Origin of the sequence: Algoriphagus iocasae (assembly GCF_014206875.1) — a bacterium.
Taxonomy (GTDB): Bacteria; Bacteroidota; Bacteroidia; order Cytophagales; family Cyclobacteriaceae; genus Algoriphagus; species Algoriphagus iocasae.
In genome coordinates, this window is sequence record NZ_JACIJO010000003.1 from 1,277,926 (window position 1) to 1,294,073 (window position 16,148).

Below are 16,148 nucleotides of genomic sequence, written 5' to 3' on the forward strand. Positions count from 1 at the left end.
AATATCCAACATAGATGAAAACGGGGTTTCTATTTTGCTTTTTAGGATTGACATTGTGCATTTCTATAGACTCTTTCTCTCAAACAGGAAATTTATCTGGCCAACTCAAATTCGAAGATGGCAAACCTGTCATGTTTGCTACCGTCTATATCGAATCTGTAAAAATGCATGGCCTTTCAGATGAAAAAGGAAATTATACAATCCAAAATATTCCCTTTGGAAAACATAGTGTTCAGATTTCAAGCATTGAGATCGAGAAAAAAGAAATTGAGGTTGAAATAGGAGCTGACAACGAGTCACTCACGACTATCTTGAAAAGATCTGGTGATACCAATCTCGAGGAAGTACAGGTCTATGGCGAATCTTATAAAACACAGATAGAAAAGTCCGGTTTTGCCGTCAATGTCATTGATACACAAGAAGCCAGTTTGAGAAACATTCAAACAAATGAGCTTTTAAACACCACAGTAGGAGTTAAAATCCGCCAAAATGGTGGATTGGGTTCTGAGGTCAATTATAGTTTGAATGGCCTATCTGGAAATGCAGTTCGAATTTTTATTGATGGTATTCCAATCTCTGCTTATGGAAATTCATTTAATCTGAACAGTATACCCCCATCCATGATCAAAGAAATTGAAGTCTATAAGGGTGTGGTTCCAGGACATTTGGCAGATGATGCCTTGGGAGGAGCTATTAATATTGTCCTTCAAAACTCGACTCAATCGAATTTTAACGCATCAGTATCTTACGGCTCTTTCAATACTTTTCAAGCGAGTGTCAATGGACAGTATCGCTTCAAAGAATCAGGTTTTACGGTAAAAGGATCTCTTTTTCATAATTATTCTGACAATGACTATAAAGTCTCGGGAAGAAGCGTGGTTGTGACTGGTCTGGGAGGGGTGCAAACTCCCATAGAAGCAAGAAGATTCAATGATGCTTATAGATCCACCGGGGGAATGATTCAGATAGGCTATACTGATGTCAAATGGGCTGATCAATTTTTGATCGGATTTACCGGATCCAGCGATTACAAGGAAATTCAGCATGGAGCCTTTATGACTATTATGCCCTATAAAGGGAGGTTTATGGAATCTGATGCCAAACTGATGAACCTTACTTATCAAAAGAGAGATCTGTTTGTAAAAGGCTTAGATCTCAATGTAAATGGACTTTACGGTAAAAGAAACCGAATACTCAGCGATACTCTTTCCTGGGCCTATGCTTGGAATGGTGAAAGAGCTATTGATTTCAGAGGAGATGAATACCAGTATCCTTGGAGATCTCAGCAGGAGGGTGGTCCGACCCTTTCCACCATCAATAGAGATGTAGCATCTATACGATCAGGCTTATCCTATACTCTGAATAATCATCACAAACTTTTACTTAATCATGTCTATAGCAGTATAGATCGAGTAGACAGTGATGTTTTGAGATCAGTTTTGGAAAATACATTTAGGGGAACCAGGGATTTACAAAAAAACATCCTTTCTCTTACCTATGAACTCAATGCGTTGGATGGAAGGCTCAAAGCCAATGTTTTTGGAAAATACTACCAACAGGAGACTATCAATATCGACCCAGAAATCGATCCCGAAACCAATGAAATCATAGATGATATCACGAAGGCCAGCACTAAAGACGAAGGCTATGGATTTACTCTTTCCTATGCATTAAAACCAACCATCACGCTTTTAACTTCAGCAGAAAAAGCAATCAGATTACCTAATGAAAGTGAGGTCTTTGGAAACGATGGTGACAATGTGGTAGCCAATCCAAGTATCAGACCGGAACTGAGCAATAATTTCAATTTAGGATTTCGATTTGGCACTTTCCGATTGGAAAAACACGATTTCACGGTTTCTACCAACCTTTTTACAAGGAATATCAAAGACCGAATTGGATTGCCTATCGAGACTTCTTTGAATGTAAATGATGAAATTATTCTCTATGAAAACCAAGGAAATGGCACTTCCAAGGGATTTGAAGCTCAGTTAGATTATACATACAACAACAATTTTGGAGTCAACTTCAATGTTTCCCGCTTTGATCTGAAAATTGTCAATAGAGGAGTGGAAATAGATGTACCGAATACACCATTTTTCACAATGAATGGCAGTTTACGCTATTCATTTGAGAATTTGATCCAAAAAGATTCAAGGTTGAATCTCTTTTATACGCTCTATTTCACCGATGAATTTTCTTATTTGGTACCTCAGGGTTCCAATACTGTTGGGGATGAGTTTTTTGAAGTTCCACAGCAACTAGCACAGGACTTAGGACTTAGCTATGTCTTTCCTTCCAATCGACATGTGATGAGTTTTGACATCAAAAACATTTTTGACAAACCCGTTTACGATAACCTATCCGTGCAAAAACCGGGAAGAGCATTTTATCTAAAACTGAATTACAGAATCAACAATTACTAACCATTTATTTTAAAACCAATACAATGAAACGAAGTTTTATCAATTTCCGAAAACTGACTGCGCTCGTTTTGGCAGGAGGGTTTATGGCCGCTTGTACAGAAAATCCAGATCCAAATCCAACTCCGGATCCAGTAGATCCTGTCGAGGAAACCAGATGGATTACGGTTGCCGCTGCTAAAATGGGAGATAATCCTGGCGATGGTAACGGTGGAACATTAATTTATTCCCTAACCAGCGAAGAAGCAAAAGATCCAAACTTTTCTATTGCTCCATTTGACAACGGATTTATAGTCCCTTCCAACAGAACCGCTAGGCTTCAATCTTCTGAAGATGGCAACACAATTTTTAATATCAGCTATGCTGGAGATACTGGAGGAAATTACTCCAAATACACCGTCGAAGGAGGACAAACTTTCACTCAATCAGGTACATCTGTGAGTATTGCACCATATGTAGGTTCGGCTCCCAGATGGATCAAACTTTTTGATGGAGACAAAACTGGATCTGCTGTTTACGTAAATACAGAGCATTTATTCGATGACAAAGGTACTCCAGATGATACCTCTGATGACACTTATATTCGTACAGAAGCGACTATGGGTGTGGTGACTCTGGATTTGGTCAATTCTAGTATCGTGGATTTCCAAGAGAGCGTGGTTCGATTAAGTGAAGAAGAAGAGGCAAATGGCTATTATGTTTCCCGCATTGATATGCCTACTCTCAATGCAGCAGGAGATAAACTTTATATCGGGGCTAGACTAAGCAAGGTGGATCCAGCAACAGTGGAAAGTGATGGTGATGCTGAGATTTTAGGTTCTAAAACCATTGTTTTGGATTATCCTTCTTTATTGAATCCTACTGTAATTTCATCAACTGTAGGCCATGGAAATACAAATGGTTACCGTAGCATCAATTCTTTCGAATACAAAGGTAGCGTCTATCAAGCAAATCAGGGAGATCCAAATGGTTCTCATATCCTTAAAATCGGTGCAGACAATCAATATGATAATTCTTATGTTTTCAGCTTGGACAATGCTTTAGGTACAGATGATGCTTATATACTAGCTTGGAGACCAGCAGCAAATGGAAAAGCTGTTGTGGCTTATCGAGATGCAAGTTCAGCAGAAGGCGTGGCTGGAGCTCAAGGATTTTTTGCTTTAGTTGATTTAGAGGCGAGAACAGCACAGAAAATCACTGATATTCCTTACGATGCAGATTTTTACCTATTCCAATACCAAGGCTTCGTAGTACACGGAACCGAAATTTATCTAACTCAAGCTCCTGTAGGTAAGAATGGAAACATCTATGTTGTAGATACTGAAACCGGAGAAGTAACCAAAGGTGCTGAATTGGAAAACGTAGCAGGAAGCCACTTTATCGGAGTATTTTAATTAAGACTTCAAAACAATAAAAAACCCTGGAAATCCAGTTGATCAGCTGATTTTCCAGGGTTATTTTTTTATTAAAAATATTACCAAACTCCTCTGGTTTTCATTTGCAAGGTATAAACTGCGTCCATTGCAGTGATGAACAATGTTTTTCTATCCAAAGCTCCAAAAACCACATTTGCAGTCCATTTTGCTGGAACAGGGATATGAGCCACCTGATCTCCATTTCTGTTGAAAACGGTCACACCATCACCGGTTAAATACAAATTACCTTTGAAATCAATCGTCATTCCGTCTGATCCTTTCTCACAGAAAAGAGTTTTGTTAGTCAAATATCCATCCTCGCGGATTTCATATTTGTAAGTCTTATTCGCACCAATATCAGAAACGAAAAGGTATTTGCCATCAGGCGTTCCCACGATACCATTTGGTTTTACCAAGTCATCTGTAACACGGAAAAATTCAGATCGGTCTTCTGAAACATAATATACGTGCTGCCCGTCTTGCTGCATTTCTGGAGTTCTGATTCCTTCCCAATATTCTCTTGGATACAATGGATCAGTGAAGAATAAACCGCCTTTTGGTCTTACCCATAAATCGTTTGGCCCATTCAATAATTTACTTTTAAAGCCCGAAAGAATCACTGTTTCATTTCCATCCTGATCAATTGACCAAAGTTCATTTTTCTCATCTGCGCAGGTAATCAGCGTATTGTTGAGCAGGAAATACATCCCATTAGATCTACCGGCGTTTTCTTTGAAAAGTGTGATGTTTCCACTTCCTGCAGACCATTTATAGATTTTATTATTAGGCTGATCAGTAAAGAAGACATCTCCCATTCTATTTACTGCCGGACCTTCGGTGAAAGAAAATCCATCCTGAACTTTTACCAATTCAGCATTTCTGGCAACCACACCACCTCTGTCTTCAATTTGAGCAAAAAGGGATTGGGTTGCGAATAGCGCAGTGATTAAACAAGCGTGTTTTAAAGGGTTCATAAGGTTTATTGATTATTTTCTTTCCATGGCAAGAACTAGGACATCCAAATCCTCACTATATGCCATTCTACTAATGTTTTGATGGGTTTCAGACTCGATTGTTCCTACTAGTTCCCAATTGATATCGGTATATTTTCTTTTATAAATATTATTTCCTTTGGCCATCAGCAGGTAGTTTTTATCCAGCCAAATAAAGTCTTCAGCCCCCGGTAATCCAAAACTGTATTCTGCTCTTTCCCCACTTTCAATATCATAACTTTTCAGAGTAAGCGCTTTTTCGTCTCCTACATTTCTAAACTCTCCAGTAGATAAATAGGTGATTTCACTTGTTTTAGGTCGCTTATTAATTGATCTGGCAACTTCCTGATCGATATCAATTATGTCATTTCTACCCCGGGCATAAACAAGACTATTTGGTTCGCCTAAAACAAACATTGCAGCCTTATTATTGTACCAATCGTAATATCCAACCGGCTCAATGTCATCATATAATAACTCTGCCTGCTCAAAACTGACTGGATAGAGCCAAATCCGCTGCTTCTTATCCGGTTCTGAAACCACAGCCGAAATATACATTCCACAATCGGTAATCATTGGGGAATTTTCATTTCGATCCGAAGTACGGCTCATATTTGTAAATTTCTTGGAATTGAAATTATAGACGATGATGTCATAATTCTCATTTTCATCTGCTGCCGAAAACACCATTTGGTATTCATTGATAAAACTCGGCTGATTGTCATATTCAGGACGGTCTGTCAGAGCAAATGCCGTTTCGGGATGGATTTTAAGGTTACCAGGTTTTCCTGAAGTCTCTACCACCCAAAGGTCAAAACCACCTTGGGCAAGTGCAGAACCAATCAGGCAAGTAAAATTTAGGAGTAGTATCGAAAAGAGAATTTTCATTTTTAAATAAAATTGATCAACCAAATTACAAAATGGATGTTAGAAAGCTGTGAGTAAACTTAAATTGTATCAAAATGAGCGATTAGACTTCTTGAGAAAGCAGGAGGATCCTCTTGCCGATCAGGCAGTTGGTGAATTGATGCGCCAACCCGAGATCATTTCCCAAATCAATCAATGGACTGAAATACCGGACACACTTCCATCAAATTTTACTCCAAGCCTACAGGAATTTTTCCTTGAATACAAGCAAGAACTTACTGACCAAGAAAAGGAAATTCTAAAACAAGGTCAATCATTTTTCAACAAACAAGGGGATATCTATCTGGCAATGCTGGGGTTTTATTCCCTTCCATACTGTTATGCCTTTGCAAATGGGGCAGAAGTTTTGGTCAGATCCAATCGAATCGTCAACGAATCAGGCAAAAGGTTAGGGGAGACGGCTAAGTTTCTCCTGGAGGTATTTAGGCCTGGTGCTTTCCTGAATTCTGGTGAAGCATTTTTCATATGTGCTAAAATTCGTCTCATCCATGCCTTCAGCCGTTATTTTATCCATCATTATTCTAAAGATTGGAAGGAGGAGTTTGGTCAACCTATCAATCAGGAAGATCTATTAGGGACGAATTTGGCTTTTAGTCTACTGGTGTTGAGAGGAATGAGAAAAATAGGAATTTCAATTTCCAAAAGAGAATCGGAACAGATTCTAGGATATTGGAAGATTTTGGGAAAATTGATGGGAATCCAAACAGACTATTGGCCTGATAACAATAAAGAAGCATTTGAATTGGAAAAACTGATTCGTCTGAGGCATATGAGAAACTCAAAAGCTGGGGAAATACTCATCCGTTCTTTGCTTTCCTATTATGAGCAAAATCAAAGAGAGGCATTTCTAAAAGGAAAGTCTGAATCCTTGGTTTCTTTTATGATTGGAAAAGAAGCTTCCTCAGCCTTGGGAATTCAAACCGAATCCATTTTCACTTCAGAAATAATAGGGGCTATTTTTCAATTTTTAGGTTGGAAAAATTATGCGGGAAAGAAATCCCATGCTAGATTTATTCAAGAATTCGAAGAGGGGTATTTTCAGCAGTTTGGAGAAAAGGTCCGAATTCAATTACCTGAACGAAAGCGTTCATAAGCGGACATATTTTTGTACGTTTACCAATCATAAATTTTTGGCAACCCTCGAAATTGGCCCAATTTGCCCATATTTAGGCAATGGCATCTTTTTCGTATTCATAGTGGCATGAAGGAATTCACAAAACAGCTTCAGCATTTCCCTTTGGAACTGGTCTTTTGGATCGGGAGCTTGGTAGCAATTTTACTACTCGAGCCCCATGCAGCGACGCACTTTAGCCTTTGTCCTTTGGATCAACTAGGGTTTTCCTGGTGTCCGGGATGTGGCTTAGGCAGATCCATGAATCTCCTGGCTAGAGGAGAATTTCAGGAATCCTGGTCTATGCACCCTTTGGCTATGCTGGCTTTCGTAGTGATTTTCTCTAGAATTTGGCAACTAATTAAAAACCTTAAAACAACACACAATTATGGCTAATGTATTGAGACATCTTCCTGAATTGGAAGGAATGGAACTGGGATATATCCAGGGATTGATGAAAAATATGGATGAAGATCAAGCTTCACTTTTTGCTCAAGTGTATCGCGCAAGAAGAAAAGACGCTCAAATGATCCTTATTCTAACTTTGCTTGGCTTCTTTGGCTTCGCAGGTTTACATCGATTCATCCTAGGACAGATCGGTCTGGGTATTCTCTATATTTTGACAGTAGGTCTATGTTTTATCGGTACTATCGTCGACTTAGTCAACTATAAGAGTTTAGCTTATGAGTACAACATCAAAGTTGCTCATGAAACTATCAATATGCTTTCGAACTCATTCGACATGGGTCCTGATCATAAATCCTAATTTTACTTAACCGCTAACCAAGGCCTGAAGAAATTCAGGCCTTTTTTTTATTTGAAAGCTTAAAATGCTGTCTGACCTCTAACGTTTCCTGGAGGATCATAATTACAGACTAATATGTATTTTCCGTTTTCGTTGGCTTTCAATCCACAACCTACTTTTGTGGTATTTCTCCAAATAATCTGTGAATAGTGTCCGCATTTTTCAATGGCGAGACATGACTTAGCGGAAAAATCAAAATCCTCCTTTTCACTTCCCCAACCATCAGAAACTCTTACCTCTGGAAGATCTCCAGTTACAAAACCTCCAGCAAGATTTTCACCTGATCCTGAATGCTCTAGATACCATTCTTCACCTTGATTCTTCAAAGCTAATTTTTCAGCCCATTTTTGAGCTTTTTCGGCTAATTCTTCCGACCATTCCAAAGCCGGAACTCCAACTTCCTGCCTTAATAAATTGTGGGCTTCCAAAATCTTGGCTGGGTTAAAAATAGTTGAGGAACTGGATTCCTGTGCCAAAAGAGGTAATTGTATCACACAAAGAGATACAAATACGAGGATCATTGTTTTCATGTATTTTTTGATTTTAAAAATTAACACAAGACTTAAACACACTTTAATAAAAGTACATTTTTATACTGGAAATCAGTTATTTAAAAAATTAGTATGATGAGAGATATTTTTTTTCCTTTACCAATCCTCCGAATCTTCTTGTTCTGGATTTGAATGGCTGGACAATAAATCTCCAAACTCCACAATTGAGCCTTCTGAGAATAAAACATGGTATGCGTTCACCTTGCGATGAATCTCTTGAAGAGTCTCAAAGTCCGGATGTTGCACATGAAAAGGAATACTCATCAAATTTTCCTGTTTCTTATCAAAAGGTGGCGAAATAGACGCTCCGAAGAAAAAAGGCCACAGAGTTTTACTACAGGAAATCCCCCAATGATCAATGGGATAATTAGCTGCATACTGATTCAGTCTTTCATTGATCTCTTCAAAAAATAATTCCGATTCTCCCAGTCTCACTCTGGAACCAGCCCGCGATTTTCCTTTCGTTTTTAAATATTTAATCTGGCTTTTCCCTTGTTTTTGCCTGACCATATAGGCTCTAAAAACTTTATGATCTATCAATTCACCATTATGGAAATACCCAGTATTTGCGATTCCAGCACGGATCATGACCATTGCCAAATGATAATCGTCCCTCTTTTGAATCATACCATCTGGTGTTAAGGCCACAGACCAAGGTAGAGAAATACGAATAAGCCATTCCTGATTTCTAGAAAATTCAAGTTGATGCGTATCGTCTAAATAGCTTTCAATCAAGCCCATGCCTATTACTTGGGTTCTCAGCTGAGAAAAAATTGAAGGGCTGATCTCTTGGTAAATTCCTGAAGCCATGTTTGGGTGGACAAATCGTTTATCTTTGTGCAAATAAACTGAAATTTTATGCAGGAGGAAACCCAAAAGCTTTTTGACAAAATCTGTGATCCAAACGAAAAAGAGGCATTTTATTTTGCTGAAAAACTAGGAAAAATCAACACAGAAGAAGTTCGGGATAAACTGATCGAACTTGTAAAAGGAGATCAATGGGAAATAGCCTACCTAGCCTGCAAAGCCCTTTCTAAGACCAGTTTCAATGAAGAATCTCTAGATGCGATTTTTGATGCTATTCGAGATAAAAAGAACCAAAATCACCAAGGAGCTTTCGTGCAGATTCTAGAAGAATTCGATTTAAGCGAAAGATTGGTGGATATTTTTAGAGTTTATCTTTTCGGAAATTTCAAAGCAGAAACTCTGGCTAAAGAGTATCTGGATAGCGTAGAATTTGAAATTACACCTAGAACGATCCGTAAAGCTGAAAAACACTGGAACCATTATTTACATAATCCAGAAGATGAAGGAAGCTTGGCAATAAAAAAAGCTGAAATCGAACCTATGTTGCAGGAAATGAGGGAATTATTTTCTGAAAAATAGGCAACAAAAATCTGATTCTTGTGTTAATGTAAACATGAAAAGAGTAAATTTCATCGGCTTACATACTCAATTTTTTCAAGATTTTGGATTTGAATTGAATGGTAACTGCATGAATTTTCAAAAATTCTTTGAACTTGGAAAACAAGTGGTTTTTATTCAGTTGAATGAAAACAATTCTGAATCAATTGTTGAATATAATTTAGGAGTAAGGATAGACAAGGTAGAGGAGCTGATTCATCAGTTTCTACCTACTCTCAGTGGTTATGCAGAAAAATCCATCACGCTAATTCAGACCTTGGATAAAATTGGCAAATACCTCCCAGACAAATTTGTGGTGCAAAATGATTGGGAACTTTCCCAGATCATGATGTCAGCAGAGAAGTTTTTTGTTTTGGAAGGATTTCCTTGGCTGAATAAAATGAGTGATCCTATCAATCTGGAATTGGCATTTTTTGAAAGGAAAGCTAAATCTTTCAAAACCCACAACTTTGTTTATAATGCCTTTCGTGCCACTGCTTTGAGTAAATTGTATAACCCAAGCGATTATCCTTATATCAGAAATATCTTTTTGGAACATATTGAGGAGCAGCAAATGACTCCTTTCAACATAGCTTCCTACCTCAAATTTCTAAACTATCTGGATAAGATAGATTAATTCCTTCTTTTCACACCCCTTACAGCTTCTGCAGAAACTGGATCGTCTGGCCATTCATGCTTTGGATACCTTCTTTTCAATTCCTTCTTCACTTGAAAATATCCATTTGTCCAGAAGCTTTTGAGATCTTGAGTTAGCTGAACAGGTTTGAATCCTGGAGAAAGCATTTCTATAAGAACTGGGATTTTGCCGTCATTTACTTTGGGTGTTTCCAATAATCCGAAGAGTTCTTGAAGCCGAACCGAAAGGCGAGGAGTGTCCCCATTCTCCTGGTATTCTATCGAAATTTTACTTCCAGAAGGTACAGAAAGCGTTTTTGGAGCCAAACGATCCAATTCCTTTTGCATTTCATAATCCAAACTGGAAGTCAGTATTTCCTTAAGATTCAACTTTTTAAAATCCTCATTTTGCTTGATATTGGAAACATAGGGTTCCAGCCATAAATCTGCTGTATCACATAAATTCGCCATGGTCCAAGTAGGCCAATTCTGCTCAGGGTTCCATTTTTTTAGCGATTGAACACGGTTCATCAATTGAATCACCTCGTCGTTCCAATCTAGAAGTAATTCTCCCTCTTCTTTTACAGCTTCAAGAATTGCCTGTTTGGCCAGACTGGAATCGAATTTAGCCAATGGTCTTTTTCCTAAAATAATAGCTCCGATTCGTACTTCAGTATGGGCTATCAAACCACCTTTTTTTCGATCCCATTCCATAACTTCCTTGGTCTTCAGCATAGGAGCTAAATCTTTCGGATTTAATGGAGCTGCCAACCAAATCTTACCCATTCCTTCACGTGCATCGACATGAGCTACTGCTAGCCAAGATTCATGTGCCAAATCATCCCGATGACCAATCTGGGCAATTTTTCCATTCGCTAATTGGAACTGGGCGTTATTTCCAGGTCTTGCAGCCGCGATTCTCTCAGGATAGGCATAAGCCAATAACAACCCAGTCATCCAAGGATCCACTGGTTTATTTTCTGCTGCAATCTTAAACATGGAACGATAGGAAGCCGCAAGTTTCTCTATTTTCTTGATTCTAGGGATAGTTACACCCCGATCTCTATATCTCCTCAAAGCCTCGATTCTCAAATTGAGATCTACACCTGCATCTGGCCCCAATGCATCTCTTTCGTCAAGAATTGCTGCGATATCGGTTCCTAAACCTAATTTCCCATGTTTTTTGGCATATAAAAGTAAATGAGCAATTCTTGGATGAGTCGGCACCGCATGGATTTCGCGACCATGTGGAGTCATTTCTCCTTCTTCCAAAGCATCTATAGCCTCAAGGGTTTTCTCTGCCAAATGTAAGGTGCCGGCAGGAGGTGGTGTAAGCCAAGTCATCTCCCGGATATCTTCTTGACCCCAAGCTTTCATATCCAAAACCATAGGCGTCAAATCAGCCTCTAATAGCTCAGGAGTACGAAACTCAGCCAATTGATTTTCAACGGACTTCGTCCAAAGACGATACGAATGACCAGCAGTCAAACGTCCAGCTCGACCAGATCTTTGGTCAGCCGAATCTTTACTGATTCTATGCAATACCAATCTGGAAAGCCCTGTTCGAGGATCAAATTTCGAGGATTTCGCAAAACCAGAATCGACCACAACTTTGATTCCATCTATGGTCAGAGAGGTCTCTGCAATGTCTGTGGACAACACGATTTTCCGTTTTCCGGCAGGATCAGGCATAATTGCTCGGTTTTGTGCCCCAGGAGGTAACTGACCATAAAGTGGCAATACCAAGTCATTCGGTAAAGCTTTTCGAAGGACAGCTTCTGCTTTTTTAATATCACCCTGACCCGGCAAAAACACCAAAAAATCACCTTCATGCTTCTTTGTCAATGGAATAATTTGTCTCGCAGTATCCTCTCCAATGGCGTATTCATCTACTTCATTGAGATGAAAAACTTCCACAGGATATTGCCGCCCCATGCTTTGAATGACCTTTGCTCCGAGCAACTCGGAAAGGGTAGGAGTATCAATCGTAGCAGACATTAGAAGAATTCTTAAATCCGTTCTTAAGACCTCCTGAACTTCCCTACAAAGGGCCAATGCCACTTCGGAATGAAGATTACGCTCATGAAACTCATCAAAAATCACCAATCCTACATTTTCCAGAGCGTTATCAGAATGTAGCATTCGAGTAAGAATACCTTCCGTGATTACTTCCAATTGGGTGTTTTTGGAAACCACCGATTCAAACCGAATTCTATATCCTACCAAATCTCCCACTTTGGTATTGGACATGTCTGCCATCCGGGTTGCGATGGATTTTGTCGCTAATCTACGTGGCTCCAGCATCAAGATTTTCTTTCCTTGAAGCCAAGGTTCATTTAACAAAGCAAGTGGAAGAAGAGTACTTTTTCCTGCACCTGGTGGGGCTTGAATGATTAAAGAATTGGACTCGGAAAGGTGTTTATTTACCTCAGAAATAATTTCTGCTACCGGTAAATCAAAACTGTTGTAATCGAAATTTTGAAGCATGAGGCTGCAAAAATAGGAGTTTCTGAACTAGGGATGAGCTTTGTCCATTCTTTTCTAAATATGAATAAGAAAAAATGCAAAAAGGAAAATTTGATTCATAATTAAGTAAGCAATCAAAGAAGCAATGGTTCTGGCAATAGCGTAAAATTTTTATCAAAAGGTGTAAATACATCTTCAAATAAAAAATCGATGCTTATTCACGGAAATTCCCCATTCTAACCAATTACACTTGTACTCTAACGGTTACTTAAATACATTAGATCAGTTTGAAAATAGAATTCAGCCTACAGTAGAAACATGACTCTGCACATCGGAAACATTTTAGATAGAGAAGTTACATGGTAAAAAGTCTACTGTCCTTTCTATTGCTATTTACCATTTTTTCAAATTTCACTGGAACTTATATAGTTTTCAAGGTTCAGCAAGCACAGGTCAGAAGATCCATCAAAAGACAAATCAAATCAGGAATTCCAGAGGATGAGTTACATTATTTTGAATTAAGCCAAATTGAATTTGATCAACTTGATTGGGAAAGGCCTGATATAGAATTCCGGCATGAAAACGAAATGTTTGACATCGTCAGGAAGGAAATCGTTGGAGATTCTATTCATCTTCACTGTGTCAATGATAAAGAAGAAACTATCCTTTTTGCTCAGCTAGATACGTTGGTTCTTCTGGAAATAGAACATGAATCCAATCAACCCAATAGCCCCATCACCAAGGTTGTCAAGGCATTGAAATTGCTTTATTTCAATGATTATTTTGATTTTAAAATCAATCCAAAAACCCATCTAGATCCAGCTTTGGCTCTGCTAATGGCAACAAAATATCTACCCGTTTTTAAGGAGGTTTTAACTCCACCACCAAATTTTTCATAATCTCTCTTATTAATTAATACCTCAAAAAATCCACCTTTTAAAAGGCTGGGAGAGGTATGTCTTTTTACAATATTTTATACAGCATATTATGAGAAAAATAATTTTACTCGCAATGAGTATGGTTTGCTCTGTGCTTTCTTTTGCCCAGAATGGGCTAATAAAAGGAAGAATCGTAGACGAACTAGATAATAGCCCAGTCATAGGGGCGAATATAGTAGTGGTGGATTCTAACAAAGGAGTGATTTCTGACAATCAAGGTGAATTCACGATTCCTTGTAGTGGTTCTGTTCGATTAAAAATAACCCACGTAGGATATAGAACTCTTACCAAAACCTTTGATTGTAGTACCTCGGAAATTTTAGAAATCCAACTGAAATCCAATGATCAGGAACTGGAAAAAGTCGAGGTCACAGCAAATGCCAATTCTAACAAATTACAATTGGAGCAACCTGTTTCCATTGTGGAAATGGATAATAGAGCCTTAAAAAGAGGAACGGGTCTTTTTATGGATGACGCTATCAACACCAATGTTCCTGGAGTTTTTATGCAAAGGAGAACCCAGTCTGGAGGACAGCAAATCAATATCCGAGGATACGGTAGTGGCATGGGATTCCGAGGAGTCAGTAACAACTTTGATGGGCAAGGAGTAAAAATGTATCTGAATGGAATTCCGATTACAGATGCTGAAGGAATCACCCTGATGGATGATATTGACTATGGTTCAGTATCAAATACCTCTGTCTTGAAAGGTCCTTCTGGAACATTGTATGGATTGGCGATAGCAGGAGTCATCAACATGAAAACCGAACAGGCTCCCAAAAACAAAACCATTATTGGACAAGATGTGATGCTTGGAAATTATGGTTTGGTAAGATCAACAACCCGTTTGAGTATTGGAAATGAGAACTCATCTATACTGGTTAATTACGGCAATCAGAAATACGATGGGTTTATGGATCATACCAAATCAACCAAGGATTTTGTGAACTTAACGGGAGATTTCAGATTGAATGCGAAGCACAGTGTCAACACTTATTTTGGCTATGCCAATAGCTATGATGAAAGAAATGGTGAGTTGACCATAGAGCAGTACGAAACATTGGATTATTCAGGAAATGCGCGATACATCAAAAACAACGCGCATTCGGCAGTGAAAACATTCCGAGCAGGAATTGGAAATACTTACCGCTTTAGTAATACAGTTTCTAATACAACTTCTCTTTTTGGCTCATCGCAAAGCTTGGATAACAGTTCAGCTGGTGGATGGACAGATAAATCACCATTGAATTATGGTCTTAGATCAGTATTTGATTTGGATTTTGATCTTTCTGATCAAGTAAGTTTATCAGGAAATATCGGAGTGGAAGCACAAAAAATGAATGCCCAAACTGTTGGGTATGGTATGTCGGCTGATAGCACCAATCTTTCTGGATATAACATTATTACCAGCATCCGAAGTAATCAAGTGACCACAAGCTCTACGGCTTCCTATTTCACTCAATGGACTTTAAAATTGCCAAATCAATTGAGTCTAACAGCTGGTCTAGGCATCAGCAATATGAAAATAAGTCTGGAGGATCGACTTTGGGGATTGTCCAACAATCATCCTGGAAATGAGAAATTGAAAGTTTACGAAAAAAGCTACAATTCTCTGGTATCTCCAACTCTAGCGATTAACAAGGAAATCAATTCAAAAGCCTCTGTTTACGCATCTTATTCCACAGGCTACAAAGCTCCAGTCAGCAGCAATATCCTGATTTCAACGACTGGTGAATTGAATACCGGTTTAAAACCTGAGAAAGGAACTCAGTTTGAAGTGGGAACAAAAGGAAATTTCGGAGACAACAAACTGTTTTACACGTTGGCGATCTTTCAAACTAAATTCCAGGACAAGTTCACCACCGTGACTGTTCAAAACCCTGATAATACGGCAACACTTTATTCCTATTTAGTGAATGGCGGTCAGTTGAATAACAAGGGAATTGAAGGGTATCTGAATTATAGAGCAATGGAGTCTTCCACAGGATTTATCAGATTACTTCAGCCATTTGTCAACTTCACTTATTCTGATTTCCAATACGAAGATTACCAATTTGAAAAAGTTGGTAAAAACTCTGAAGGTCAAGATATGACCGTCGTAGAAGATTATTCTGGATTAGCAGTTGCTGGAGTAGCGCCTTTTGTATTGAATGCAGGTGTAGATGTAGAAACCAATGTCGGATTTTATGGCAATGTTTATTTCAATTACAGAAGCAGTATGCCTTACACTTCAGATGGACTGAATGAAACAGATCCTTATGAATTGCTGAATTCCAAGATTGGATATCGTAAAAGCATCTCACATTTTGATTTGGATGTATATGTAGCTGCGAATAATATCACAGGTACCCAATATTACAACATGGTCTTTGTGAATCAGTTGCCTGATGCATATATCCCTACTCCAAATGAAATCAACTTCTTTGGGGGATTGAATCTAAAATATACCTTCTAAAATTTAAGCTATCTAAAACCTGCCT

At 38.5% G+C, this 16,148-nt stretch carries 14 protein-coding genes; 9 read left to right on the forward strand and 5 right to left on the reverse strand.

Features of this window, described 5'->3' with window-relative positions; all coding sequences use genetic code 11:
• The first annotated feature begins 14 nt into the window (after positions 1-14).
• Positions 15-2,426 carry a TonB-dependent receptor gene (locus tag FHS59_RS19645; RefSeq protein WP_184497277.1) on the forward strand — a complete coding sequence of 804 codons (2,412 nt, stop codon included), beginning with the start codon at positions 15-17 and terminating at the stop codon, positions 2,424-2,426.
• Positions 2,427-2,449: 23 nt separating this feature from the next.
• The gene (locus tag FHS59_RS19650) at positions 2,450-3,817 is read left to right on the forward strand and encodes a hypothetical protein (protein WP_184497279.1); all 1,368 of its coding nucleotides are present in this window, start codon (positions 2,450-2,452) and stop codon (positions 3,815-3,817) included.
• A gap of 80 nt (positions 3,818-3,897) precedes the next feature.
• Here FHS59_RS19650 and FHS59_RS19655 read toward each other — a convergent pair whose 3' ends face one another.
• Together FHS59_RS19655 and FHS59_RS19660 are read right to left on the reverse strand one after the other, a co-directional pair.
• Positions 3,898-4,812 carry an SMP-30/gluconolactonase/LRE family protein gene (locus tag FHS59_RS19655; protein WP_184497281.1) on the reverse strand — a complete coding sequence of 305 codons (915 nt, stop codon included), beginning with the start codon at positions 4,810-4,812 and terminating at the stop codon, positions 3,898-3,900.
• Positions 4,813-4,824: 12 nt separating this feature from the next.
• Entirely contained in the window at positions 4,825-5,718 is an 894-nt protein-coding gene (locus FHS59_RS19660) for a hypothetical protein (RefSeq protein ID WP_184497284.1), read from the reverse strand.
• Between the two features lie 49 nt (positions 5,719-5,767).
• Here FHS59_RS19660 and FHS59_RS19665 point away from each other — a divergent pair, with 49 nt between their 5' ends.
• From FHS59_RS19665 to FHS59_RS19675, 3 genes are all read left to right on the forward strand, one after another.
• A complete protein-coding gene (locus tag FHS59_RS19665) occupies positions 5,768-6,850 on the forward strand; it encodes an oxygenase MpaB family protein (RefSeq protein WP_184497286.1) in 1,083 nt (360 codons plus the stop codon).
• A 108-nt stretch (positions 6,851-6,958) separates the two neighbouring features.
• A complete protein-coding gene (locus FHS59_RS19670) occupies positions 6,959-7,264 on the forward strand; it encodes a DUF2752 domain-containing protein (RefSeq protein ID WP_184497288.1) in 306 nt (101 codons plus the stop codon).
• Complete coding sequence (locus tag FHS59_RS19675) at positions 7,257-7,634, forward strand: TM2 domain-containing protein (protein ID WP_184497290.1); 378 nt, start codon at positions 7,257-7,259, stop codon at positions 7,632-7,634. Before FHS59_RS19670 ends, FHS59_RS19675 begins: the two co-directional genes overlap by 8 nt.
• 59 nt (positions 7,635-7,693) lie before the next feature.
• Here the strand turns inward: FHS59_RS19675 and FHS59_RS19680 are convergent, their stop codons facing one another.
• Both FHS59_RS19680 and FHS59_RS19685 read right to left on the reverse strand, forming a co-directional pair.
• Positions 7,694-8,203 carry a CAP domain-containing protein gene (locus FHS59_RS19680; RefSeq protein ID WP_221444543.1) on the reverse strand — a complete coding sequence of 170 codons (510 nt, stop codon included), beginning with the start codon at positions 8,201-8,203 and terminating at the stop codon, positions 7,694-7,696.
• Positions 8,204-8,320: 117 nt separating this feature from the next.
• Positions 8,321-9,034, reverse strand: coding sequence for a hypothetical protein (locus FHS59_RS19685; RefSeq protein WP_246388519.1), 714 nt, complete (start codon positions 9,032-9,034; stop codon positions 8,321-8,323).
• A 48-nt stretch (positions 9,035-9,082) separates the two neighbouring features.
• Here FHS59_RS19685 and FHS59_RS19690 point away from each other — a divergent pair, with 48 nt between their 5' ends.
• Together FHS59_RS19690 and FHS59_RS19695 are read left to right on the forward strand one after the other, a co-directional pair.
• A complete protein-coding gene (locus tag FHS59_RS19690) occupies positions 9,083-9,610 on the forward strand; it encodes a HEAT repeat domain-containing protein (RefSeq protein WP_184497292.1) in 528 nt (175 codons plus the stop codon).
• A gap of 34 nt (positions 9,611-9,644) precedes the next feature.
• A complete protein-coding gene (locus tag FHS59_RS19695; RefSeq protein ID WP_184497294.1) occupies positions 9,645-10,265 on the forward strand; it encodes a hypothetical protein in 621 nt (206 codons plus the stop codon).
• Here FHS59_RS19695 and hrpB read toward each other — a convergent pair.
• A complete protein-coding gene (hrpB, locus tag FHS59_RS19700) occupies positions 10,262-12,751 on the reverse strand; it encodes an ATP-dependent helicase HrpB (RefSeq protein ID WP_184497297.1) in 2,490 nt (829 codons plus the stop codon). The two genes, FHS59_RS19695 and hrpB, sit on opposite strands and share 4 nt — an antisense overlap.
• A 338-nt stretch (positions 12,752-13,089) precedes the next feature.
• Here hrpB and FHS59_RS19705 point away from each other — a divergent pair, with 338 nt between their 5' ends.
• Together FHS59_RS19705 and FHS59_RS19710 are read left to right on the forward strand one after the other, a co-directional pair.
• On the forward strand, positions 13,090-13,629 hold the full coding sequence (locus FHS59_RS19705; RefSeq protein WP_184497299.1) for a hypothetical protein: 540 nt from the start codon (positions 13,090-13,092) through the stop codon (positions 13,627-13,629).
• 88 nt (positions 13,630-13,717) lie between these two features.
• Positions 13,718-16,123: a TonB-dependent receptor gene (locus FHS59_RS19710; protein ID WP_184497301.1), complete on the forward strand. Its 2,406-nt coding sequence runs from the start codon at positions 13,718-13,720 to the stop codon at positions 16,121-16,123.
• Positions 16,124-16,148: the final 25 nt, after the last annotated feature.

Bases quoted from the DNA above. Each gene is read 5' to 3' on its own strand.
- FHS59_RS19695 (WP_184497294.1), top strand. From the start codon at position 9,645: ATGAAAAGAGTAAATTTCATCGGCTTACATACTCAATTTTTTCAAGAT.
- FHS59_RS19670 (WP_184497288.1), top strand. From the start codon at position 6,959: ATGAAGGAATTCACAAAACAGCTTCAGCATTTCCCTTTGGAACTGGTC.
- FHS59_RS19675 (WP_184497290.1), top strand. From the start codon at position 7,257: ATGGCTAATGTATTGAGACATCTTCCTGAATTGGAAGGAATGGAACTG.
- FHS59_RS19710 (WP_184497301.1), top strand. From the start codon at position 13,718: ATGAGAAAAATAATTTTACTCGCAATGAGTATGGTTTGCTCTGTGCTT.
- FHS59_RS19705 (WP_184497299.1), top strand. From the start codon at position 13,090: ATGGTAAAAAGTCTACTGTCCTTTCTATTGCTATTTACCATTTTTTCA.
- FHS59_RS19685 (WP_246388519.1), bottom strand. From the start codon at position 9,034: ATGGCTTCAGGAATTTACCAAGAGATCAGCCCTTCAATTTTTTCTCAG.
- FHS59_RS19660 (WP_184497284.1), bottom strand. From the start codon at position 5,718: ATGAAAATTCTCTTTTCGATACTACTCCTAAATTTTACTTGCCTGATT.
- hrpB (WP_184497297.1), bottom strand. From the start codon at position 12,751: ATGCTTCAAAATTTCGATTACAACAGTTTTGATTTACCGGTAGCAGAA.
- FHS59_RS19680 (WP_221444543.1), bottom strand. From the start codon at position 8,203: ATGAAAACAATGATCCTCGTATTTGTATCTCTTTGTGTGATACAATTA.
- FHS59_RS19655 (WP_184497281.1), bottom strand. From the start codon at position 4,812: ATGAACCCTTTAAAACACGCTTGTTTAATCACTGCGCTATTCGCAACC.
- FHS59_RS19690 (WP_184497292.1), top strand. From the start codon at position 9,083: ATGCAGGAGGAAACCCAAAAGCTTTTTGACAAAATCTGTGATCCAAAC.
- FHS59_RS19645 (WP_184497277.1), top strand. From the start codon at position 15: ATGAAAACGGGGTTTCTATTTTGCTTTTTAGGATTGACATTGTGCATT.
- FHS59_RS19650 (WP_184497279.1), top strand. From the start codon at position 2,450: ATGAAACGAAGTTTTATCAATTTCCGAAAACTGACTGCGCTCGTTTTG.